25 protein-coding genes and 1 pseudogene are annotated in these 22,737 nt (G+C 65.1%); 13 read left to right on the forward strand and 13 right to left on the reverse strand.

Annotated features, from left to right (window positions below; translation table 11 throughout):
* Positions 1 to 912, forward strand: a complete 912-nt coding sequence (locus I2456_RS13660) for a dienelactone hydrolase family protein (protein ID WP_085074337.1) — start codon at positions 1 to 3, stop codon at positions 910 to 912.
* Here the strand turns inward: I2456_RS13660 and I2456_RS13665 are convergent.
* From I2456_RS13665 to I2456_RS13690, 6 genes and pseudogenes are all read right to left on the reverse strand, one after another.
* Positions 909 to 2,231 (reverse strand): cytochrome P450, encoded by a 1,323-nt coding sequence (locus tag I2456_RS13665; RefSeq protein WP_085074336.1) that lies wholly within the window; start codon positions 2,229 to 2,231, stop codon positions 909 to 911. The two genes, I2456_RS13660 and I2456_RS13665, sit on opposite strands and share 4 nt — an antisense overlap.
* A 61-nt stretch (positions 2,232 to 2,292) precedes the next feature.
* Complete coding sequence (locus I2456_RS13670) at positions 2,293 to 2,715, reverse strand: lipoprotein LpqH (protein ID WP_241007935.1); 423 nt, start codon at positions 2,713 to 2,715, stop codon at positions 2,293 to 2,295.
* 41 nt (positions 2,716 to 2,756) lie between these two features.
* A pseudogene (locus I2456_RS13675) lies at positions 2,757 to 3,584 on the reverse strand (SDR family oxidoreductase).
* Positions 3,585 to 3,614: 30 nt separating this feature from the next.
* On the reverse strand, positions 3,615 to 4,070 hold the full coding sequence (locus I2456_RS13680; RefSeq protein ID WP_068023753.1) for an SRPBCC family protein: 456 nt from the start codon (positions 4,068 to 4,070) through the stop codon (positions 3,615 to 3,617).
* A gap of 57 nt (positions 4,071 to 4,127) precedes the next feature.
* Entirely contained in the window at positions 4,128 to 4,538 is a 411-nt protein-coding gene (locus I2456_RS13685; RefSeq protein ID WP_068023887.1) for a transglycosylase family protein, read from the reverse strand.
* A 117-nt stretch (positions 4,539 to 4,655) separates the two neighbouring features.
* The gene (locus I2456_RS13690; RefSeq protein WP_068023763.1) at positions 4,656 to 5,228 is read right to left on the reverse strand and encodes a chorismate mutase; all 573 of its coding nucleotides are present in this window, start codon (positions 5,226 to 5,228) and stop codon (positions 4,656 to 4,658) included.
* A gap of 12 nt (positions 5,229 to 5,240) precedes the next feature.
* Here I2456_RS13690 and I2456_RS13695 point away from each other — a divergent pair, with 12 nt between their 5' ends.
* Positions 5,241 to 5,966, forward strand: coding sequence for a hypothetical protein (locus tag I2456_RS13695; RefSeq protein WP_241007936.1), 726 nt, complete (start codon positions 5,241 to 5,243; stop codon positions 5,964 to 5,966).
* Positions 5,967 to 6,043: 77 nt separating this feature from the next.
* On the opposite strand, the gene ag85B is transcribed toward I2456_RS13695, so the two are convergent.
* The gene (gene ag85B, locus I2456_RS13700) at positions 6,044 to 7,021 is read right to left on the reverse strand and encodes a diacylglycerol acyltransferase/mycolyltransferase Ag85B (protein WP_068023768.1); all 978 of its coding nucleotides are present in this window, start codon (positions 7,019 to 7,021) and stop codon (positions 6,044 to 6,046) included.
* A 499-nt stretch (positions 7,022 to 7,520) separates the two neighbouring features.
* Here ag85B and I2456_RS13705 point away from each other — a divergent pair, with 499 nt between their 5' ends.
* Positions 7,521 to 8,648 carry a DUF7159 family protein gene (locus tag I2456_RS13705; RefSeq protein WP_085074263.1) on the forward strand — a complete coding sequence of 376 codons (1,128 nt, stop codon included), beginning with the start codon at positions 7,521 to 7,523 and terminating at the stop codon, positions 8,646 to 8,648.
* Positions 8,649 to 8,789: 141 nt separating this feature from the next.
* Here the strand turns inward: I2456_RS13705 and I2456_RS13710 are convergent, their stop codons facing one another.
* The 3 genes from I2456_RS13710 to I2456_RS13720 are packed head-to-tail and all read right to left on the reverse strand — an operon-like array spanning position 8,790 to position 11,692.
* Complete coding sequence (locus I2456_RS13710) at positions 8,790 to 9,347, reverse strand: YceI family protein (RefSeq protein ID WP_085074262.1); 558 nt, start codon at positions 9,345 to 9,347, stop codon at positions 8,790 to 8,792.
* 37 nt (positions 9,348 to 9,384) lie between these two features.
* Entirely contained in the window at positions 9,385 to 10,398 is a 1,014-nt protein-coding gene (locus I2456_RS13715; protein WP_068023781.1) for an alcohol dehydrogenase catalytic domain-containing protein, read from the reverse strand.
* Between the two features lie 22 nt (positions 10,399 to 10,420).
* Entirely contained in the window at positions 10,421 to 11,692 is a 1,272-nt protein-coding gene (locus I2456_RS13720) for a cytochrome P450 (RefSeq protein ID WP_163703837.1), read from the reverse strand.
* Positions 11,693 to 11,880: 188 nt separating this feature from the next.
* Here I2456_RS13720 and I2456_RS13725 point away from each other — a divergent pair, with 188 nt between their 5' ends.
* From I2456_RS13725 to I2456_RS13740, 4 genes are all read left to right on the forward strand, one after another.
* Positions 11,881 to 12,474 carry a dihydrofolate reductase family protein gene (locus tag I2456_RS13725; protein WP_085074261.1) on the forward strand — a complete coding sequence of 198 codons (594 nt, stop codon included), beginning with the start codon at positions 11,881 to 11,883 and terminating at the stop codon, positions 12,472 to 12,474.
* Positions 12,475 to 12,566: 92 nt separating this feature from the next.
* Entirely contained in the window at positions 12,567 to 12,974 is a 408-nt protein-coding gene (locus I2456_RS13730) for a hypothetical protein (protein WP_068023791.1), read from the forward strand.
* A 15-nt stretch (positions 12,975 to 12,989) separates the two neighbouring features.
* The gene (locus I2456_RS13735) at positions 12,990 to 13,283 is read left to right on the forward strand and encodes a hypothetical protein (RefSeq protein ID WP_068023794.1); all 294 of its coding nucleotides are present in this window, start codon (positions 12,990 to 12,992) and stop codon (positions 13,281 to 13,283) included.
* 81 nt (positions 13,284 to 13,364) lie between these two features.
* Positions 13,365 to 13,583 (forward strand): Rv1893 family protein, encoded by a 219-nt coding sequence (locus I2456_RS13740; protein WP_068023796.1) that lies wholly within the window; start codon positions 13,365 to 13,367, stop codon positions 13,581 to 13,583.
* A 9-nt stretch (positions 13,584 to 13,592) separates the two neighbouring features.
* Here I2456_RS13740 and I2456_RS13745 read toward each other — a convergent pair whose 3' ends face one another.
* Entirely contained in the window at positions 13,593 to 14,723 is a 1,131-nt protein-coding gene (locus tag I2456_RS13745; protein WP_068023802.1) for a nitronate monooxygenase, read from the reverse strand.
* 173 nt (positions 14,724 to 14,896) lie between these two features.
* On the opposite strand from I2456_RS13745, the gene I2456_RS13750 reads away from it, so the two are divergent.
* The 4 genes from I2456_RS13750 to I2456_RS13765 all read left to right on the forward strand — a co-directional run bounded on the left by I2456_RS13750 (position 14,897) and on the right by I2456_RS13765 (position 19,725).
* Positions 14,897 to 15,637: a glucose 1-dehydrogenase gene (locus tag I2456_RS13750; RefSeq protein ID WP_085074260.1), complete on the forward strand. Its 741-nt coding sequence runs from the start codon at positions 14,897 to 14,899 to the stop codon at positions 15,635 to 15,637.
* Between the two features lie 168 nt (positions 15,638 to 15,805).
* On the forward strand, positions 15,806 to 17,737 hold the full coding sequence (locus tag I2456_RS13755) for a flavin-containing monooxygenase (protein ID WP_085074259.1): 1,932 nt from the start codon (positions 15,806 to 15,808) through the stop codon (positions 17,735 to 17,737).
* A 10-nt stretch (positions 17,738 to 17,747) separates the two neighbouring features.
* Entirely contained in the window at positions 17,748 to 18,773 is a 1,026-nt protein-coding gene (locus tag I2456_RS13760; protein ID WP_085074258.1) for a zinc-binding dehydrogenase, read from the forward strand.
* A gap of 10 nt (positions 18,774 to 18,783) precedes the next feature.
* On the forward strand, positions 18,784 to 19,725 hold the full coding sequence (locus I2456_RS13765; protein WP_085074257.1) for a carbon-nitrogen hydrolase family protein: 942 nt from the start codon (positions 18,784 to 18,786) through the stop codon (positions 19,723 to 19,725).
* On the opposite strand, the gene I2456_RS13770 is transcribed toward I2456_RS13765, so the two are convergent.
* Both I2456_RS13770 and dtd read right to left on the reverse strand, forming a co-directional pair.
* Entirely contained in the window at positions 19,697 to 20,617 is a 921-nt protein-coding gene (locus tag I2456_RS13770) for a class I SAM-dependent methyltransferase (RefSeq protein WP_085074256.1), read from the reverse strand. The genes I2456_RS13765 and I2456_RS13770 overlap by 29 nt on opposite strands.
* Positions 20,618 to 20,646: 29 nt before the next feature.
* On the reverse strand, positions 20,647 to 21,078 hold the full coding sequence (gene dtd / locus I2456_RS13775) for a D-aminoacyl-tRNA deacylase (RefSeq protein ID WP_085074255.1): 432 nt from the start codon (positions 21,076 to 21,078) through the stop codon (positions 20,647 to 20,649).
* A gap of 40 nt (positions 21,079 to 21,118) precedes the next feature.
* Between dtd and I2456_RS13780 the strand changes: the two genes are divergently transcribed.
* Together I2456_RS13780 and I2456_RS13785 are read left to right on the forward strand one after the other, a co-directional pair.
* Positions 21,119 to 21,433, forward strand: coding sequence for an MTH1187 family thiamine-binding protein (locus I2456_RS13780; protein WP_068156744.1), 315 nt, complete (start codon positions 21,119 to 21,121; stop codon positions 21,431 to 21,433).
* A gap of 26 nt (positions 21,434 to 21,459) precedes the next feature.
* Positions 21,460 to 22,737, forward strand: a complete 1,278-nt coding sequence (locus I2456_RS13785; protein ID WP_085074254.1) for a competence/damage-inducible protein A — start codon at positions 21,460 to 21,462, stop codon at positions 22,735 to 22,737.

The following is a 22,737-nucleotide window of genomic DNA, read 5'->3' on the forward strand; positions in this document are numbered from 1 at the left end:
GTGACTTCGCTACACCGCTACATCGCCGAGGAGATCGCCGCCGACCACGTCGACGGGTTGTTGACCCGACGCGAGGCGCTGCGGCGCCTGGCGTTACTCGGGGTCAATGCCGCGACCGCGGCCGCGCTGATCACCGCCTGCGCCACGCGTCGGGAGTCGGCGACCACGCCCGCGACGTCCGGCTCAGCCCCGTCCTCTGGCGGCGCCGTCGCACCGCCGGGGATGGCCAACGCGCTGCCCACCCAACCGATCACCTGGCCGGGGCCGCAGGGAACGCTGCAAGCGGCGTGGGCGCAGGCGCCTAATTCCAGAGGCGCTGTGCTGGTGATCCACGAGAACAAGGGGCTGACCGACTGGGTGCGGTCGGTGGCCGGTCGCCTTGCCGGAGCGGGCTTTTCGGCTCTGGCCATCGACTTGCTCTCCGAGCAGGGCGGGACCGCGGCGTTTCGCGATCCGGCCCAGGCCACCGCGGCGTTGGGCACCATCGCACCGGCCCAGTTCATGCACGACCTCGACTCGGGCGTCGCGCAATTGCGGGTGCGGGCGCCGGGGCAGAAAGTGGCCGTCGTCGGCTTCTGCTTCGGCGGCGGATTGGTCTGGCAGCTGTTGAATGCAGGTGGGTTCGGGGTGTCCGCGGCGGTCCCGTTCTACGGACCGCTTCCGGACAACCCGGATTTCCACGGCGCCAAGGCCGCCGTGCTGGCCATCTACGGCGCCCTCGACGCGCGGGTCACCGGGTCGCAAGCTGCGGCCAAGGCGGCGCTGCAGGGTGCCGGCCTGCCCAACGAGGTCGTGATCGAACCCGGCGCCGATCACGCGTTCTTCAACGACACCGGACCGCGCTACCACGCCACCGCAGCCGCAGATGCGTGGCAGCGGACGTTGGACTGGCTGGGGCGATATCTGTCCTAGGACACCGCCATCGAGCGGGCCGGTCCCAGGCGCACCGGCAACGTCGACCAACCCCGTAGCACCCGCGTCGGCCGCCGGCTTCCGGTTCCGGCGGCGCGCACATCAGGGAAGCGGTCGAAGAAAGTTCGCAGCCCCACTTCGCCCTCCGCGCGGGCCAACGCAGCACCGAGGCAGAAGTGCCGGCCGCCGGAAAACGCCAGATGCTTTCCAGCATTTGGCCTTTCGATGTCGAAGCGGTGCGGGTCCGGAAACACTGCCGGATCGCGGTTGGCGGCCGCCAGATAGACCACCACCAACTCACCGCGCCTGATGGTGGTGCCGGCTACCTCGACGTCGTTGCGAGCCACTCGGGCGGTCAGCTGGACCGGCGAGTCCAACCGTAGAATCTCTTCTACCGCGTTGGCCCACAACTCCGGACGTTCCCGCAGCGTCTGCAGGTGCTCCGGGGCGTCCAACAACATGCCTATCCCGTTGCCCAGTAAGTTGACCGTGGTTTCGAATCCCGCGGCAAGTACCAACCCGGCCAGCGCTTCGAGTTCCGTCCGGCTCAATTGCGTCTCGGGGGAACCGCTTTCGGCCGCCTGAAGCAACTGACTCATGAGATTCTCACCAGGGTTGCGGCGCAGATGGTCGAGGTGTTCGCTGAGCCAGGAGTTGAACCCGGCGAGCCCCTTTTGCACGCTTCGGTATTGCCGCCACGGCAAGCCGATATCCAGGCTGGGGGCGGCCAGCTCGCCGAATTCCAGGACGCGGTTGCGCTCCTGCTCCGGTACTCCCAGGATGTCGCTGATGATCGCGACCGGAAGCTGCGAACAGTACTGACCCACGATGTCCACCGCACCGGTACCCGGCAGACCGGCCAGCCGATCCAGGAGGTCGCCGGCGGTCTGCTCGACTCGGTCCTTGAGCGCGGCCACCGCCCTCGAGGTGAAAACCGCCGAGACGGTCTTGCGATAGCGGGTGTGGTCGGGCGGCTCGACGGCCAGCAGCGACGGCGCTCGCAGCGGGTGCAGCAACCCGTCTCGGGTGCGGCTTTCCAACCAGCGGACGGGTGCCGGCAGGTTGGCCCCCATGATCAGCACCCGGAAGTCGTCGGACCGCAGCAGCTCGTGCGCCAGGCCGTGATCTACCGCCAGATAGTTGACGCGGGCGTGTACCAGTGGACCGAGCGGTCGCAGTTCGTCGTAGAACGGCACGGGATCGGCGACGACTGCCGGATCGGCGATCAGCCTGGACTGGAAATCGCCCCGCCGGACCCCGACCGCCGCGACTGCGCGGACGAATCCGTGCATCGCCAGCCAGTGCAGCTTCTCCTTCAACGGCTCCTCCATCGGTCGGCGGTCACCCGGTCTGGCCCAGGGTAGGCCCACCGTGGGGCCGTCAGCACTCGGCGGTGAGCTTGAAGTCCTCGGTGACAACCTTGTTGGGGTTGCTGCTGTTGATGCCGTAGGCGCTGCCGGTGATGGTGTAGCTGTTTTTGGTGAGGTCCACGTGGGCGTCACCGACTCCGCCTTCGTAGTAGCTGCCGGTGAAGCCGTTGACGTTGCGGATCTTCACCCATTGAGGGATCGCGCGATCGCCGCTGAGCATCACCACCGCCTGCACTTGGCCGTCGCGGTCACGGATGTCGATGGTTCGGTAGGACTGAACCTGGCTGCAGGCGGGCGGCCGGGTCGTATGGGTGTTGCCGTCGAGGGTGAAGCGCGCGGCCTTGCGCGGCACCGTCTGAACCTGTCCGCAACTACAGACCCCGGCGACAACGGCCAGCGCTACTCCGGTCACCACCACCAACCGCTTTCCCACCAGCGACCTCCATGTCGAGCGTGAGCGTTGTGCCGGAAACATTACTGCCGTTCGGGCGCCAATGTGGGCAAGAGTTTCAGGAATCGGCCGCGAACGAATTCCGGACTCAGACCCTTGAGCCGGTCGATCCACCGGATGCTCTTGGGCACCTACCAATGCAGCCGCCGCGGGTGATGGTAGGCCTGCCACGCCGCTTCGGCGACGCTGGACGCCGGCATCAACCGGAACATGCCCATCTTCGGCGCGGCGGCGCGCAACTCCTCGGCGGACTTGGGGGCGACTTGCTCGGAATGGTTGCGCGTCGACGTCAGGATCGCGGTGTCGATCAGGCCGGGCAGCACGTCGGCCACTCGCACACCGTGCCGTTGCCATTCCACGCTCAGCGCCTCGGTCAACCCCTTGACCGCGTGCTTGGTAGCCGAGTAGACCGCCAGGCGCGGCATGCCGTACGTGGCCGAAGACGACGAGGTGGAGAACATCAGGCTGCCCGGCGCCTTCTTCAGGTATGGCAAGGCGGCGTAAGCACCGGTCAGCACCGCCTTGAAGTTCACCTCGACGACACGCATGGCGGCGTCGTATGGCACGTCTTCGAACCAACCGCTCTCACCGATGCCGGCGTTGTTCCACATCATGTGCAGCCCACCGTCGGGGTTGCCCGCGCAGAAGTCGGACAACGCACCCTCCAACGCGGCCTTGTCGGTGACGTCGACGGTACGAGTCCATAAGCCAGAGCCCAGTTGCGTGCTCAGGGACGCGAGCCCTTCCTCGTCGCGGTCCACTGCGCCGACCCGCCAGCCTCTGGCGTGGAACAACTTTGCGCCTTCCCGGCCCATGCCGCTGCCGGCGCCGGTGATGAATATCGACCTCATCTCGCCATCATTGACCGATCGAGCCGCCCCTCAGCTGGCTTCGACCACATCCTTGATGCGGTGCAGCGTCTTGGTCATGTCTCTCAAGTTGCGACGTTTACGTAGGAAACCTCCTAACAACCAGTAGATGGGGACCCACGGTGCGTTGTTGAGCCGAAACGACTCGGTCACGTCCGTGCCGTCGCCGGCGGGCACCAGCCGGTAGTGCCAGTTGTTGACCGGTCGCTCGCCGAGGAACACAGCAAACCCGAATTCACGAGGAGGGTCGCAGGCGGTCACTTCGCACAGCGACCAGTAGACAGGGCCGACCTCGTTGCGGCGAACATGCCCTCGGAATCGGGCACCCAACGCGGGGCCTGTCGCGTCGCCCAACCACTCGGCCTCGAACGTTTCTGGTGAGAATCTTCCGGTATTGCGAATATCGGCGATTAATTCCCAGATTTCCTGGGCCGGCGCTGACATATGGACGGTTACCGAACCCTGCATTTCACATTCCCAACGTGCGCACTGTAACGAAACGGAGAGTGGTAACGATATCCCTTCTTACGGTGTGAATGCGTCGATGATCCCCGCTACGGCGTGTTGCAGCGAGCGGGCGGGCTTCGGCAGCGACGCGGGGCTGGGCGCCGCGCCTCCGGCGCTGCCGCACTTTGGCCACGCGCCCGGCCCTTGTCCGGCCAGCACCCGGTTCGCGACGGCGATTTGTTGCTGCTTAGAGGCCTTCGCGGGGTTTCCGACGCCGCCGTACTCCTCCCATGTGGCTTTCTTGAACTGCAGTCCGCCGTACTTGCCGTTACCGGTGTCGGCCGCCCAATTGCCGTCGGATTCACACTGCGCGACGGCTTCCCAGTTCATGGCATCAGCGTGCGAGACGCCCGCAGAAAGCGACATCGAGGCCGCGACGAAACCAGCGGCGAAGGCGGACTTGATGAGGGGCTTTGTGATGTTTGTCATGTCCGGCATTTCGCCGGCCGTGTTCAAAGCGTTACCCGTTAGAGAAAAATGTGAGATCAGAAATCTACCGCACCGAGATTGGTGCGAAGTTAAGCAAATCGTGTCCTATTGCACGAATCAGACGGGGGCGGCGACCCCACACAACGAGCCAGTCGCGCTGGTGAGAGCCCGTTGGTAGAGGCTGTCGAGTAGACGGACCCGTATCGTGTTCCGCACCGCCGCGGCCAGCCGTGGCGCGCATTCCGGCGCTGCCAGCAAACTCCTGTTAAGGGATATCTGAGACAAAATCTCAGAGTTCAGTGAGTCGATCGCCGACCGGGACATCGAGAGATCCTGCGGTGCGGCGGGTACCGCACCGGGATTGAGCTTCCAGTCGGCGAACCGGGTGTACTCGATTGCGTCGATCGCGTTGATCTGGTCGCGAAACACCCTGGCGACGTAATCGGGGTCCAGGCCTTGGTCGCGGGCCCGGTCGGCGAGGGAGTCCAACTCTTGCTGTTCGCGACCGGGATCCTCGATGGCGCGCTGCGCACTCCACTTGAAGGCGGCCACCGGTTCGGCGGTGGCCAACCGTTGCGCGGCAGCGTCGACGAGTTCGGCCAACGGGTTGGCGGTGTCCGCGACCGCCGGGGCCGCAGCGGCGACGAAAACGGCGATCACCGCAGCCTTCCACGCCAGCCGGGTCGTCACGGCCAGGACTGCTTGTCTTCCCACATCAGCGATTACAGCGCAGCGCAGCGATCCGTTCCGGCCCGGGTCTCGGTCGGCTATTCTGCGGAAATCGACGACCAACACGGCGGCCAGATCCGCTTGAGGGCACAATCCGCGCCGAAGATGCTGCGCCAGAACCCCTCTGAGAGCCGCCCAACGCTGCGCACGCCAGCGGCCCGAGCGCTGATCGCCGCAACATTGTTCCTGTGTTTGATGCTGAGTGCCGCGGTCATCGTGGTAGCACGGCTCAACTCCGGCAGCGGCGAGGCCTTGGCTTACCCCGGTGACCCCGCCAGCGACGCGGCCAGCTTGGGCCAGGTCGTCACCGCTGCCAAGCAGGTCGTCGGCGTTGCGGGTCTGCACGCCACCACTGCCGGCTATTCGTTGATGTCCTGCAAGAACCAAGACGCGCCGCCCTACCAAGGTGCGATCTACCTGAACTTCGCGCTGCCCGCGGACGCGCACGCCGACGCATTTTTTGGCTCCGTCGCGTCGAAGTTGACCGGCCACGGCTGGGTCGAAGGGAGACCGCCGGCTCAGCACGTTTTCGGCAAGACCGTTTCCAAAGACGGCATCACCGCGATGATCTACCGAGAAAGCACCGATGACGCGACCGGCGTCCTACGAATGTACGGCCCGTGCCAGAACATGAACGACCATCGCAGGGACGCGGCAGTGTGGACCGACATCACCGGTGAGTTCAGCCAAATGCATTGAGACGCTACGTCGCCGAAATGCACTACTGCGCTTGACGGCCGGGCCGTCAAGCGCAGTAGTGGCAGTGTTGAGGTGGGTTAGCGAGCGCCCAACGCGCCTTGCAGGTCACCCTTCATGGCACTGAGCTGAGCACCCCAGTACTCCCAGCTGTGCGTGCCGTCGGCGTCAAAGTTGAACACCGCGTTGTGACCACCAGCGCCGTTGTAAGCGTCCTGGAACTTGATGTTGCTGCTGCGCACGAAGTTCTCCAGGAACTCCGCGGGCATGTTGGCGCCGCCCAGCTCCGACGGCTTGCCGTTACCGCAGTACACCCACAGCCGGGTGTTGTTGGAGACGAGCCTGCCGATCTGAACGGTGGGGTCGTTACGCTGCCAAGCCGGGTCGCTCGACGGGCCCCACATGTCCGACGCCTTGTAGCCACCGGCGTCACCCATCGCCAGACCGATCAGGCTCGGACCCATTCCGTTGGACGGGTCGAGCAGCGCCGACAGCGAGCCGGCGTAGATGAACTGGTTGGGGTGGTAGGCGGCCAGAATCATAGCCGACGAACCGGCCATCGAGATGCCGACGGCGGCACTACCGGTGGGCTTGACGCTGCGCTGGGACTGTAGGTACTGCGGCAGCTCACTGGTTAGGAAGGTTTCCCACTTGTAGGTGCTGCAGCCCGCCTTGCCGCAGGCCGGGTTGTACCAGTCGCTGTAGAAGCTGGACTGTCCACCCACCGGCATGACGACCGACAGACCCGACTGGTAGTACCACTCGAAGGCGGGGGTGTTGATGTCCCAGCCGTTGTAGTCGTCTTGGGCACGAAGGCCGTCGAGCAGGTACACGGCCGGTGAGTTGTCGCCGCCGCTCTGGAATTGCACCTTGATGCTGCGGCCCATCGCTGCGGAGGGAACCTGTAGGTATTCAACCGGTAAACCGGGCCGGGAGAAGGCTCCCGCTGTTGCGCCCTGGCCGGCGAGTCCGATTAGACCCGGGAGCGTCGCGGCCGCGGCCGCGCCGACTAGGAGCCGGCGGCCCCAGGCCCGTATCTTCCCGCTCACGTCTGTCATCCCTGTGCCCCTGTCCTTATATGGTCATGCTCCCGGCAGAACTTACCGTGTGAGTAGGTGAAATGTCGATCTGGCCGCGAACTTATTTCAGTTCTGTATCGGTCCCCGCCGGGGATATAGCAACTGTGCTATACGGCCCCGGTGGAATTACCGGATTCGATATAACCCCGCCAATCCGGCCATAAACGACACACACGCCCGTGCGTTATGCACGCGTTATGCACTTGCAACCGCACAGTTGACAACGCGTTTCCGGCAACGAGTACCGCACAATTGCCGCCCCCGCCTCCCGGCGGCGGCAATTTCTGGGTGTTACCTGCGGGTTTACCCACCGGCGGAGCCGGGCGCGCGCGGACCGCGTAGGCTCGCTGCGAACAATCCGATGGAGATGATCCTGTCCCGGTCCGTTCCACGCTCACGCACCACCGCACCCAGGCCCCTAGGTGCGAATTCTGCTGGGCGCGGACGCAGGTTCGGGGCCGATAGAGGTGCGCAAGTTTTGGATACGGTACTCGGGCTCTCGCTGACGCCGACCGCTGTCGGGTGGGTTCTTGCTGAAGGGCACGGCGCGGACGGCACCATTCTCGATCATCACGAATTGGCACTGCCCGGCGGTCGCGGCGCGAGCGCGGTGAATACCGCGGTGCAGGTGGCCGAGGAAGTAATGGGCGTCGCCGAGGAGGCGGCAACGCACGACCAACGGTTGCGGGTCATCGGAGTCACCTGGAACGACGACGCGTCCGCGCAGGCAGCATTGCTTGTCGAAGCGTTGACCGATGCCGGTTTCGACAATGTGGTGCCGGTTCGGCAGCTTGACGCCGTCGAGACGTTGGCTCAGGCGATCGCACCCATCATCGGTTACGACCGCACCGCGGTGTGCATTCTCGAGCACGATTGGGCCACGGTGGTCATGGTCGACACCAACGACGGCGAAAGCCAGACGGCTGTCAAGCATGTTCGCGGCGGATACGACGGTCTGACGTCCTGGCTAACCGGGATGTTCGACCGCAGCGCGTGGCGGCCGGCCGGGGTTGTCGTCGTCGGATCTCACGCCGATATCAACGAATTCTCCTGGCACCTGGAAAACGTTCTGCCGGTGCCGGTGTTCGCCCAGACCATGGCGCAGGTCACCGTCGCACGGGGCGCCGCTCTGGCCGCGGCTCGAAGCACCGAATTCACCGACGCGGGCCTGGTGACCGAGTCTGGTGAGCCCGCGGCCGTGCGCGCACGGTCGATGCAGTACACCGGTGCCGCAGCGGCTTTGGCGGCCGCCGCGGTCACGTTTGTGGCCTCGCTCTCGCTGGCGGTGGGTTTGGAACTGACCCCGGACAAGCACTCGGGCGCAGCACAGCATGCGGTGCACAAGTCGACGGCCCCCGTCGCGGAGAGCCAGGCCCCCGCCCTGCCCACGCCTGCACAGGTGAAGTCGACGGTGCCGGTTGCGGCACCGCAACCGCCCGAGGAGCAGGAACCGGTCCGCCTTACCTCCGGTGGACAGGTCGCCCAATCAAAGCCAAATAGCGTTGCGCCGCAACCGGACCCGAATGGCGGGCCCCTGCTGCTGACCCGAGTGCTCGAGCACATTCCGGGCAGTTTCGGCGCAGCTCCGACGCGACCGCCGCAGTAATTCCGGCTCGGTCCGCCACGCCGCCGTTGTCGCCGAAATGACGTGGTCGAGAATTGTTGGCCAAGAATTACTTGCTTACCGGTTAATTCACCGCTGGTACGCCGGTGTCGGTCAATTACGGTCCGTAATGGCGCGGGAGTTTCAGACGCTGCACGCCTTTCCCGCTCGCACGGCGCTGAAGGAAACGGTGACGTCGTCGGCCACACGCAGGGAGCCCATCAATAGGGAATACGGCTTCATCCCGTAGTCGGACTGCCGCACGACGGATTCGGCCGACATGCGCCAGGTGCCACCCAGGTCCGAAGTATGCAAGTCGACTTCGTGTCGGCGGGACTTGTTCCGGATGCGCAGCGTGCCGGTCAGCCGGTATCCCTGCGCGCTGGCGGCGATGGCCTCGGTAGTGAATCGGATCACCGGGAACCGGCTGGCAGTCAAAGACTTCAACGCGTTGGACCGCACCACCGCCTTTTCCGGGCCGGATAAGCCTTTCACGCCGCCCTCGCCGCGCAGCACTTCCAGGGAATCGACATCGACCACTAGTTCCGCGGCAACCGGTTCAGTGCCGGCCCAAGTCACTTCGGCGCGCCAGCGCGTCATCGCGATGCTGAGCCGATGCCCCATTCGCGCGGCCCGCCCGACGACGCCGGTATAAAGCAGCAACTCACCGTCGGATTGGTCCAGTGTCCAGGTGTCAGTCACGAAGCGACTGTATGCGGCGGTTGATCACCGCCACGCCTCACATCGTCAAGACGGTGCGGTAGCGGGTGCGTCCTTGCTCCATCGACGCGTACCCGTCGGCGGCCTCGGCCAGTGGCCGCTCCTCGATCCAGGTCCGCACCCCGGATAAGACCGCGAAATGCATGGTTTCTTCTACGTCTTTGGCGGTGCCTGATGGATGGCCGGTCACACTCAGGCCGGGCGTGATGAGCTGTACGGGACTGATCGGCAGCGGCTCGGGCGTGACACCGATGGCGACCAATTCACCTTGCGGCAACAGCCCACCGACCGTTTCCGCCATCGCCTTGGAGTTGCCGGCGGTGCCCAGAACGACCGTCGCACCGCCCAGCGCGCGCAGCGCTTCTGCGACGTCGCCGTCCGTCGAGTCGATGTAGTGATGTGCGCCCAGTTGGCGAGCATCCTCGGCTTTGGCGGTGCCGCGGTTGATCGCGATGGTTTCGAATCCCATTGCCCGCGAGAACTGGATCCCCAAGTGGCCCAAGCCGCCGACACCGAGAATGGCGACCCGGTCCCCGGGCAGCGCCCTGGTGTGGCGCAGCGCGTTGTAGGTCGTCACACCGGCGCAGCCCATGGGCGCGGCTTCGGCGTCGGATAACTCCGAGGGGATCCGGGCCAACGCGTTGGACGGCACCGTCACCGACTGCGCGTACCCGCCGGGGTACTGCCAACTGGGGACCTTCATGTTGGCGCAGTAGATGAACGTGCCTTTTCGGCATGGATCGCAGCGATTGCAGTTCCCCCCGAACCAGCCCACCGCGACGCGATCTCCGACCGCGAAGTTGTCGACGCCCTCGCCGAGTTCGGCTATGGTTCCGGCGATTTCGTGACCGAGTGTCAGCGGCCACGTCATATCGGGGAAGCCGCCGTTGACGAAGGCCCGGTCGGTGCCGCAGATACCGCAGGCGGTGACGGTTATGCGTACCTCACCTGGGCCCGGTGGTGTCGTTTGCACCTCGACCAGTTCCATGGGCGCGCCCGCGGACTGTATCTGAACAGCTTGATGGGTGGCCATCTATTCCCTTGAGTCCTCGGTGTCAGTGCGCCACAGGGCATTTGGCGGCCCCGTTGCTGTGGTAGTCGACCTTCCAGTGCTTGATTCCGTTGAGCCAGCCAGAGCGCAGACGCTCGGGTGGACCGACCGCTTCCAGATCGGGCATGACGTCGGCGATAGCGTTGAACATCAGGTCGATCGTCATCCGCGCGAGGTTGGCGCCGATGCAGTAGTGGGCGCCGGTGCCGCCGAATCCCACGTGCGGGTTGGGGTTGCGCAGAATGTTGAAGGTAAACGGGTCGTCGAACACTTCCTCGTCGAAATTCGCTGAGCGATAGACCATTACCACCCGCTGGCCCTTTTTGATCCGCACCCCGGACAGCTCGTAGTCCTCGAGGGCGGTGCGCTGGAACGACGTGACGGGGGTCGCCCACCGCACGATCTCATCGGCCGTGGTTTCGGGCCGCTCCCGCTTGTACAGTTCCCATTGATCGGGGAAATCGGTGAAGGCCATCATGCCCTGGGTGATCGAATTGCGCGTGGTCTCATTACCGGCCACCGCCAGCAGGATGACGAAGAATCCGAACTCGTCGTCAGACAACTTGTGCCCGTCGATGTCGGCCTCGATCAACTTGGTGACGATGTCTTCACCGGGATTTTGCGCTCGGTCGGCGGCCATTTGCATGGCATACATGATCAATTCAACCGATGCGGTGATGGCGTCGTTCGTCGCGAATTCGGGGTCCTGATCGCCCACCATTTGATTGGACCAGTGGAACAACTTCATACGGTCTTCTTGCGGTACCCCGAGCAGTCCGGCGATCGCTTGCAGCGGGAGCTCGCACGACACCTGCTCGACAAAGTCGCCGGACCCTTTTGCCGCCGCTTCCTCGACGATGTGCCGTGCCCGTTCCCGCAGATCATCGCGGAGACGCTCGACGGCTCGGGGGGTGAAACCGCGGGAGATGATCTTGCGCAGCCGGGTGTGCTGGGGAGCGTCCATGTTCAGCAAGACGAACTTGCCCCGCTCCACCTGTTCACCGATCGTGCCGTCCTTGTACCGGGGCAGCGCTGTCTTCTCCAGGCTGGAAAATACATCGCTGCGCCGCGAAATCTCCTTGACGTCCTTGTGCTTGGTCACCACCCAGAAGCCGCCGTCGTCGAAACCGCCCGCGCCGATGGGTTGCTCGTTCCACCAGATCGGCGCCGTCCGGCGCATCTCCGCGAGTTCTTCCACCGGCAACCGCTCGGCGTAAATATCAGGATCGGTGAAATCGAACCCGGGAGGCAGATTGGGTTTCGGCATCGTTGGCATGGCCCACTCCTCGATACGACCTGGACGACTTGGCAATGAAGACGCCTCGTGTCAATAAACCACTGCCGCACCCAATTGGGAAGCATCCGAGCTAGATCGCTCGACTTAGAACCTGTTCAGTGCCGATGAATTCCGAGCCGGTGAGGAGTCTGCCTTGAAGCACTACACGTTGATCGAAAGGGCTGACCATGCGGATTGTTTTGAGCGACTTCATGAGCCTGGACGGCGTTGTGCAGGCGCCGGGTGGACCGGACGAGGACACCGACGGCGGGTTCGCGCACGGTGCCTGGTCCATGCCATATTTCGACGTCGAGACAATGGGAGCCGCCATTGCCGAAGTCATGGCCGATACCGAAGCGCTGTTGTTCGGGCGGCGCACGTGGCAGGCGATGGCGGCGGCCTGGCCGAGCCGCGCGGGCGATGCATTCGCCGCCCGGATGAACGAGATTCCTAAATATGTCGCCTCACGCACGCTTACCCAAGGGGATCTGAACTGGTCGGGAACGACGCTGCTGCCGGCCAACGATGCCATCGAGGCGGTCCGCAAGCTGCGCGCGAGCGACGGCGGTGCCATCCAAGTCATGGGCAGTGCCTCGGTCGCCATGCAGTTGGTCGAGCGCGACCTGGTCGACGAATACCGGCTCATGATCGAGCCGGTCCTGCTGGGCGGCGGTAAGCGAGTGTTCCCGTGCGACGGTCGGTCACGGCCGCTCCGACTGGTTTCGGTGACCACCACCGGCACCGGCGTCCTGATCTGCACCTACGTGCCAGCCGACCGTTGACCCGAGCCCTGCCCGCTTGAGCAAACAGGCCTTGTGGTGCCGGCCACAATGGATATGCTTTGGAAAAATCGGGGTCGATGGAGGGGTGCAACATGATTCGCGAGATGCTCAGCGCTGCTGCCGTTGCGGGCGCCGCGATCGGATTGGCACCGCTGGCCGCAGCCGACAACGGGCACTACGAGGGCGATGTGCCCGGGATGAACTACGACGCTTCACTTGGCGCACCGTGCGACAACTACGAACGCTTCATCTTCGGACGCGGCCCCAGCGGTCAGGCCGAAGCCTGCCACTTCCCGCCGCCCAATCAATTCCCGGCAGCAACCACCGGGTACTGGGTCATCTCCTATCCGCTGCGCGGAGTGCAGCAGATCGGTGCGCCGTGTCCTGGCCCGCAAGTCGCGGCCCAGTCGCCGGCCGGCCTGCCGATGCTGTGTCTGGGAGCTCAGGGCTGGCAAGAGGGGTGGTTCACCGGGGCAGGTTTCTTCCCACCTGAGCCATGAGCGGCTGACCCCGTGATGACGCGCTCCACTGCATCCGCTGAATTGCCGGTACCCCGGTGGTTGCGCTTCGTGCTGGCGTCCGACCGGGCCGGTTCGGCGTGGTACATCGGAACCGGGTTCTTCTTCGCGCCCGCGCTCGCCCTGTTGTCGCCCTGGCCGACGGTGACCGCCGTGCTCTGGTGGATCATCGGCCTGACCGGCTTGTGGCTCGGCCTGCTGGGAATCGTGATGGCCATCGGATTGGCGCGAATCCTGCGTTCGGGCAACGAGATTCCCGAATCGTACTGGCGCACACTGGTCGATTACTGACTGCGCGAGTCGATCGCCGCGGCGTCCCCGTCTACAGTCATAGCAACCGTTTGCCATCCAACGCCACGTTAGGAGATCTCGATGGGCTTCAATCCGAAAGACGCGGTCGACGCCGTCCGGGACATCGCCACCAACGCCGTCGAGAAGGCGTCTGACATCGTCGAGAACGCCAGCGACATCATCCGTGGCGACATCGCGGGCGGCGCGAGCGGCATGGTGCAAAGTGGCATCGAGATCGGCACCCACGCGGTCGACCGGGTGAAGGAGGTCTTCACCGGCGGTGACGACGACCTCGAGTAGTCGGCGCCGTCAGACCGAGGCGGCGGCGTTGAGTTCGTCGAGCCGTGTCGTCGCCTCGAGGTACTCCTGCACCCATCGCTCGATCACAGTCGCCGTCTTCTCCACCTTCTTGAACTGGCCGACCACCTGACCGACGGGGTTGAACGCCACGTCGACCGTTTCGTTCGGATATCTGTTCGTGGCGCGCACCGCCATGCCGGAAACCATGTATTGCAGCGGCATACCGAGCGGCTTGGGGTTGTCGGGCTGCTCCCAGGCTTCGGTCCAGTCGTTGCGCAACATGCGGGCCGGCTTACCGGTGAACGACCGGCTGCGCACGGTGTCACGGCTGCTCGCCTTGGCGTATGCCTCCTGCTGGACCGGGGTGTTGGAAGCTTCTTCCACCATCAGCCACTGCGAGCCGGTCCACGCTCCCTGAGCGCCCAGCGCCAACGCCGCGGCGATCTGCTGGCCGCTGCCGATGCCGCCCGCCGCCAACACCGGCACCGGGGCGACTTCCTTGACGACCTGCGGCCACAACACGATCGAGCCGACCTCCCCGCAGTGGCCACCAGCCTCACCGCCCTGCGCAATGATGATGTCCACCCCGGCATCAGCGTGCTTGCGGGCCTGCGAGGGGGAGCCGCACAGGGCGGCGACCTTGCGGCCCGAGTCGTGAATGTGCTTGATCATCTCCGCCGGCGGTGTCCCCAACGCGTTGGCGATCATCGTGACCTTCGGGTGCTGCAGCGCCACTTCCACCTGCGGGGTGGCGGTCGCCTCGGTCCAGCCCAGCAGCTGCAAGCTGTCCTCGTCACTGTCGTCGATCGGGACTCCGTGGTCGGCGAGGATCTTCTTGGCGAAGTCCAGATGCTCCTGCGGGACCATCGAGCGCAATGTGTTGGCCAGGTCTTCGGCCGACAGGTGCGAGTCCATGCCCTCGTACTTGTTCGGGATGACGATGTCCACTCCGTAGGGGTGGTCGCCGATGTTCTCGTCGATCCACTTGAGTTCGATTTCCAGCTGCTCGGGGGTGAAGCCGACGGCGCCGAGAACGCCGAACCCACCCGCCTTGCTGACGGCCACGACGACGTCGCGGCAGTGGGTGAAAGCGAAGATCGGGAACTCGATGCCGAGTTGGTCGCATAGGGCGGTGTGCATGCCTGCTCCTGGGGCGCTCGCCGAATTGAAACGTGTTCTAGTTTAGTACGCCCACTCCCGATGTGGCCAGTGAGGTCCCAAGCCTCACGACTAAGGGCCATCACCGCCGCGACCTTCGGCCGGGAAGTAGAACAGGTTCTACCCGCGTAAACGCTGAGGTAGCGTGACCCGTCATGGGACGCGTGGACACCAAAGTTGCACTGATCAGCGGCGCCGCCCGGGGCATGGGAGCCTCGCATGCGCGACTGCTCGTCGCCGAAGGCGCCAAGGTTGTGATCGGGGACATCCTCGACGACGAGGGCCGGGCGTTGGCCGAAGAACTGGGCGCAGCGGCACGATTCGTGCATCTCGATGTCACCCAACCCCAGCAGTGGACCGCCGCTGCCGCCCTGGCGGTGCAGGAGTTCGGGAAGCTCAATGTTCTGGTGAACAACGCCGGGATCGTGAACTACGGTCCGCTCAAGACCTTCGACTTGGGGAAGTGGCAGCAGATTCTCGATGTCAATGTCACCGGCACGCTCTTGGGTCTGCAGGCCGTCGTCGATCCCATGATCGCCGCGGGCGGCGGCTCGATCATCAACATCTCGTCGATCGAAGGTTTGCGCGGCGCCGCGTGGGTGCATGGGTACGTCACCTCGAAGTGGGCGGTGCGCGGCCTGACGAAGTCGGCGGCTCTGGAGTTGGCGCCCAACAACATTCGCGTCAATTCCATCCATCCAGGTTTCATTCGGACTCCGATGACCGAGAAGCTGCCGCAAGACTTGCTCAACATTCCGCTGGGACGGCCGGGGGAGCCACAGGAGGTATCCAACTTCGTGCTGTTCCTGGCGAGCGACGAATCCTCCTATGCGACAGCAGCAGAGTTCGTGATGGACGGCGGCCTGGTGGCGGACGTCTCGCACAAGTCGCAATAGCCGCTGAACGACTTAGTTGACGGTCGCGCGTCACACCGTTGCGCCGTACGACGGACGCTTCCGAACCAGCCGCGCAACCACTCTTGATCCGTCCCAGCGGCCGGGGTAGCGTAACCAGGGCAATTACGACACCACGAGTAGCGTAATTGGTACGTCGAAGGGGATTGCATGCGCAGCGTTTACGCCGGCCAGCCCTTCACCACGTCCACATCCGAGATCGCTGCCGCGCTTGACGATGTCAGCATCCCCACCCTGCTGTTGTCGCTCGTGCACATCACCGCGGACCCGCGCTTCATCCGCGACTTCAAGCAGATGGGAGTCTTCCTCAATGAGATTCAGGGCTTCATGTCCGAGGAAGACAAAGCCCGGGCGCGAGCCATCGCGCTACCGATCCTCACCGACTATCGAGACCGCGGCTGTCCCGAACCGGAACCATTGAGTCCCGAATTGATCAAGGAGATGATCGACTGGGCGGCCTGCGAGCAGGTGCCTGACGCTTATCTGCCGCTGGTATCAGAAGAGATGGACCTCGCCGGAGTCGATCCTCGACGCCCGAGGGCCTTGCCGGCGCAGTCCGCCGCTCAGTTGCCGGTCGTCGTCATCGGTTGCGGCGAATCGGGAATCCTGGCCGGAATCCGACTGCAACAGGCCAACATTCCCTTCACCATCGTGGAAAAAAACGACGGCCCCGGCGGCACCTGGTGGGAGAACACCTATCCAGGTGCCCGCGTCGACGTCGCCAATCACTTCTATTGCTACAGCTTCGAACCCAACAATGACTGGACTCATTTCTTCGCAGAGCAGTGGGAGCTGCGCGACTACTTCAACCAGGTGATGGACAAGCATGGGCTGCGCGAGCGGGTGCGGTGGAATACCGAGGTCGTGGGGGCGCAGTGGAGCGACGATGACGGCGTATGGTCCGTTTTACTGCGCGACAACGACGGCCACACCCACACGGTGGCGGCCCGGGCCGTCATCACCGCCGTCGGACAGCTGAATCGCCCACACATCCCAGACTTCGAGGGCGCCACCACGTTCGGGGGCCCATCGTTTCACTCCGCCCGGTGGGATCATTCCGTTGACTTGAGCGGCAAGCGCGTTGCTCTCATCGGCGCCGGCGCCAGCGGATTCCAGATCGCACCCGCGATCGCCGGAAAAGTGCAGCAGCTCACCGTCTTTCAGCGCACCGCTCAGTGGATGTTCCCGAATCCGATGTACCACGACGAGGTCGGTCCCGGCATGCGGTGGGCGATGCGGCACCTTCCCTTCTATGCGCGGTGGTACCGGTTCCTCGTGTTGTGGCCAGGCGCCGACAAAGGCCTCGATGCCGCGCGAGGGGATCCCGCTTACGCCGATCAGGACTATGCCGTCAGTGACATCAATGCCGCCGCCCGAATGATGTTCACCCAGTGGATCACCAGCCAGATCGGCGACGGCGACGACCTGCTGGACAAGGTGATGCCGGACTATCCGGCCACCGGCAAACGCACCTTGCAGGACAACGGCAGCTGGCTGCAGACCCTGCAACGCGACAACGTCGAACTGGTACGGACCCCGATCGAAAGGATCACCCCGCACGGCGTGATCACCGTCGACGGGGTGCACCACGACGTCCACGTGATCGTCTACGCGACCGGCTTCCGCCATACCGAAGTGTTGTGGCCACTGAAAATCCGTGGTCGCAACGGAATTGACCTGCACGCCGCATGGGGGAGCAGGCCGCACGCCTACCTAGGTATCACCGTTCCCGGTTTCCCCAACCTCTTCCTTCTCTACGGGCCCGGCACCCATCTCGCGCACGGGGGCAGCCTGATTTTCCAGTCCGAGCTGCAGATGCGTTACGTCGACCAGTGCCTGCAGCGACTGGCAGAAGACGATTTGGTCTCGATGGAACCGACGCCGGAGGCGACCGCGCAATGGCATCAGCGCACACAAGCCGAGATCAAGAAGATGGTCTGGTCACACCCGGCCGTCAAACATTCCTACTTCAAGAACGCCGACGGAGAGATCCACACCGTCAGCCCGTGGCGCCTCGACGAATATTGGTCTGCGGTGCGGCAACCGGACTGGAACCACTACGTCCTGCGACACAGGAAGTGAGCACTGCCCCATGCGCACCGTAGTCATCGACGGGCCGCGCAGTATCCGGGTCGAACACCGCCCCGACCCTGCACTGCCCGGACCTGACGGAGCCATCGTCGCCGTCACCGCCGCGGCCATCTGCGGCTCCGATTTGCACTTCTACGAAGGCGACTATCCCTTCGCCGACGCGGTAGCCCTCGGCCACGAAGCCATCGGCACCGTCGTCGCGGCCGGGTCGGAACTGCGCCGCATCAAGGTCGGCGACTCGGTGCTGGTGTCCTCGGTGGCCGGCTGCGGCGCCTGCCCGGGATGCGCGACGCGCGACCCGGTCCTGTGCTACTCCGGGCTGAAGATCTTCGGGTCGGGCGCACTCGGTGGCGCGCAAGCCGACTTGCTCGCGGTGCCGGCCGCCGACTTCCAGTTGCTGAAGATCCCCGAAGGCATCACCACTGAGCAGGCGCTGCTCCTCACCGACAACCTTGCCACCGGCTGGGCGGCCGCCCAGCGGGCCGACATACCCTACGGCGGCACTGTGGCAGTGATCGGGCTGGGCGCCGTGGGCCTGTGCGCGCTGCGCAGCGCCTACCTGCAGGGCGCCGCACAGGTTTTCGCGGTCGATCGGGTGGACGGACGCCGGCAACGCGCCGCTCATTGGGGCGCCACGCCGATCGCGGCGCCGGCGGCCGAGGCCATTCTGGCCGCCACCGGCGGGCGCGGCGTCGACGCGGTGATTGACGCGGTGGCCACGGACGCATCCCTGACGGATGCGCTCAATGCAGTGCGACCCGGTGGCACCGTTTCCGTGGTCGGCGTGCACGACCTGCAGCCTTTCCCCCTTCCGGCGCTATCGTGTCTGATTCGCAGCATCACGCTGCGAATGACCACTGCTCCGGTGCAGCGCACCTGGCCCGAACTCATCCCATTGCTGACCTCGGGCCGCTTGGAGGTCGACGGAATCTTCACCACCACACTGCCTTTGGCGGAGGCGGCCAGAGGGTACGCGACCGCGGAGTCACGCACCGGCGAGCACGTGAAGATACTGTTGACCCCATAGACGTGACAACATGGTGTTCATGCGCTGCGCCGCAATCCAGCTGGAAGCCGTGCCCGCCGACGTCGACGCCAACCTTGCCGCCACCGAGCGGCTCGTCGAACAAGCAGTTTCCGCGGGCGCCAACACCATTGCGCTGCCCGAGTTTTTCACGACCGGCATCGGCTTCTGGCCCGAACTGGTCGACGCCGCGGTACCGCCCGATGGGAAGGCCACCGATCTGCTGGTGAGTTTGGCCCGGCGCCACGACGTCATGATCGGCGGCTCCCTGCTGGTGCGTGACCCCGATGGGCATATTCGCAATGCGTATCTCGTGGTCACAGGCGAGGGGGTCGCCGGCCGCCACGACAAAGACTTACCGACGATGTGGGAGAACGCCTTCTACGTCGGCGGCCACGACGACGGAGTCATCCCAATGCGCGGACTCACCATTGGCGCGGCGGTCTGCTGGGAATTGATGCGCACGGGTACGGTACGCCGACTGCGCGGCCGCATCGACCTGGCGATGACCGGTTCCGGGTGGTGGTCGGTTCCCGCCTGGTGGCCGCGAGCCGGCTTCCACCGCTTGGAGGCGCGTAATGCCGCAACAGCGTGGCGGGCCGCCGCATCCTTCGCCACGTACGTGGGGGCCCCGGTGCTGCACGCGGCCCACGTGGGTCCGCTGCGTTGCCGGATGCCGGGGGTTCCGTTGGACTACCGCGGCTGGTTCGAGGGCGGCACCATGATCGTCGCCGCCGACGGCACCGTCGTGGCCCACCGGGAAGCCACCGAGGGCGAGGGTGTCGTCGTCACCGACATCGACGTCGGCCGTAGTGCCCCGACCACGGCGCTACCGAGGGGTTTCTGGCTCCACCCGCGCGGCGCCCTGCCGGCCGCGGCGTGGCACTACCAGCGACTGCATGGGCGGCGCTACTACCGCCGGCATGTCACTGCCGCAACGCCCGGGTCGCCGTGATGTATTGCGAGCGCATGAAACTGTCGATCTTGACGTCCACGTCCGCCGGAGTCATCCCATAGCCCGCCTGTAGTTGCGGGTTGGACCGAACGGGCAGCACGTTCCACCCGTGTGCGGCCAGCCATTCGGCGGGGTCGGTCTTGGTCTCGTACGTAAGCGCCGAGAAGTCAACACTGCCTGACATATCGACGCCGGGATGGCTCGACTCCAGAGCGGTCAACTGGTCATGATCCAGCCGGGACCCGAGGGCACCGATTGCAAGCCGGCTCCCCGGGGCACACAGCTCACTGATTCGGGTGAAAAGCGCGCTTTGCGCGTCGTCGGTCAGATAAGGCAAGATCCCCTCCACCGACCAAGCGCTGGGCACTTGCGGATCAAAGCCGGCGGCGTGCAACGGGACAGTCCAGTCGGCACGCAAGTCCGCCGCTACCTCGCGCCGGTCGGCGTTCGGCTTGGCGCCGTGCTGATCGAGCACCCTGGCCTTGAACTCCAGCACCTTGGGTAGGTCGACCTCGTAAACCGTTGTCCCGCCCGCCCATTCGAGTCGATAGGCCCGCGAGTCCAGACCCGCCGCCACAATGACCGCCTGGCGGATACCGGCATGGCCGGCGACGGTGAAGAAGTCGTCGAAGAACCGCGTCTGCACCCCGTAGAGCCGCGGAAAGGTGGTCTCGTCCTCGGAGGTGCCCGGGTTTGCCAACAGACCGGTGAGATACGGGTCACCGGAGGCATCGATGAAATACTTCGCGTATTCGTCGCGAACCAACGGCTGTGGGCTCACCGCATGCAGCGCGCGCCAGCCGGCCACCAGTAGCGCGGTGTAGCCCACGCTACTGACAATGTCCCACTGATCGTCGTCGGAGCGCAGCGAGCCGAACTCGGGTGTCGTCATCACTGCCAACGTACCCCCGACCCCGCCGCTCAGAGCTCCAGCAAAACGGTGACCGGTCCGTCGTTGACCAACTCGACCCGCATGTGCGCACCGAAGAGTCCGGTTGCGACGTGGGCACCCAATGCCCGCAACGCCTCGGCGAACACGGACACCAGCGGTTCTGCCACCGCGCCTGGTGCGGCGGCGTTCCAGGACGGCCGCCGGCCTTTGGCCGTGTCGGCGTACAGCGTGAATTGGCTGACCACCAATATCGGGGCGTTGACATCGGACGCCGACTTTTCGTCGGCGAGAATCCGCAACTTCCACAGCTTGTCTGCCAGCCGCTGCGCTTTCTGGGCGTCGTCGGTATGAGTGACGCCGACAAACGCCAGCAGGCCCTGACGCTCGGGCACGATCGCACCGACCACTTGACCGTCGACCGATACCGCTGCCGATGAGACCCGTTGCACCAGAACCCGCATGGGGCTCGATGCTGCCAGGCGCACTGGATAGGCTTACCGGGTGTCCGTGCTCGTAGCGTTCTCCGTCACGCCGCTAGGCGTGGGGGAGGGCGTGGGCGAAATAGTCGCCGACGCCGTGCGGGTAGTCCGCGAGTCCGGCCTGCCCAACAAGACGGATTCGATGTTCACCGTCATCGAAGGCGACAGTTGGGCAGAAGTCATGGGCGTGGTGCAGCGCGCCGTGGAAGCCGTGGCCGCTCGCGCGCCACGGGTGAGCACGGTCATCAAAGCGGATTGGCGCCCTTCAGTCACCGACGCCATGACCCAGAAGGTCGACTCGGTCGAACGGCATCTAGCCACGCCGCCGCACCCTTAATTGGTCGCCTGCGTAGGCTCAAGCCGGTGAGCGCACGCGCGGGAATCGTGGTCACCGGAACCGAGGTCCTGACCGGTCGAGTTCAGGACGCGAACGGTCCTTGGATCGCTGATCGGCTTCTCGAGCTCGGCGTTGAGCTGGCTCACATCACGATCTGCGGCGACCGCCCGACCGACATCGAGGCACAGCTGCGCTTCATGGCCGACCAAGGCGTGGACTTGATCATTACCAGCGGCGGGCTGGGGCCGACGGCAGATGACATGACCGTTGCGGTGGTAGCACGCTTCTGTGGCCGCGAGTTGGTACTGGACGCCGAGATGGAGAACAGGATCGCCGAAATCCTGCGGTCGTTGCTGGCGCGCAATCCCGCCTTCGACCCCGAAAACTTCGATTCGGTGCGCGCCGCCAACCGCAAACAGGCGATGATCCCGGCCGGAGCAGAGGTGATCGACCCGGTGGGCACCGCGCCCGGGGTGGTGGTCCCCGGCAAGCCGGCGGTGATCGTGTTACCCGGACCGCCCCGTGAGCTTCAGCCGATGTGGTACAAGGCAATTGAAACCCCGACGGCACAGCAGGCCATCGCCGGCCGGACGACCTATCGCCAGGAGACCGTGCGGATGTTCGGGCTCCCCGAGTCGGGGTTGGCCGAGACATTGCGCGCTGCTGAGGCGACGATCGGCGGTTTCGACTCCCTCGAGATCACCACCTGTCTGCGCCGCGGAGAGATCGAGATGGTCACGCGATACGAGCCCGACGACGCAGCGGTCTACGCTGCGCTGACCCGGCTGCTGCGCGAGCGACATGCTGAGCAGGTTTACTCCGAAGACGGTGCGCGCGTGGACGATATAGTCGCGCGATTGCTGGCCGGCCGGCGGATCGCGACCGCCGAGTCGTGCACCGCCGGACTGCTTGCCGCGCGACTGACCGACCGCCCCGGATCATCCGAATACGTGGTCGGCGGTGTCGTTTCCTACTCCAACGACGCCAAGTCAGAACTTCTCGGTGTCGACCCGGCGCTGATCGAAGCCCACGGCGCGGTGTCGGAACCGGTGGCCGAGGCCATGGCAGCCGGCGCAGTGCAACGCTTCACCGCCGACACCGCGGTGGCGATCACCGGGATCGCTGGACCGGGCGGAGGGACAGCCGAAAAGCCAGTCGGCACAGTAAGTTTCACGGTGCTGTTGGCCGACGGCCGCAAACTAACCCGGACGCTGCGGCTACCCGGAAACCGATCCGACATCCGGGAGCGCGCCACCACCGTGGCGATGCACCTGCTGCGGCGCACACTGGCCGACCCGGTCTGA

It is taken from the genome of Mycobacterium kubicae (assembly GCF_015689175.1).
Lineage (GTDB): Bacteria > Actinomycetota > Actinomycetes > Mycobacteriales > Mycobacteriaceae > Mycobacterium > Mycobacterium kubicae.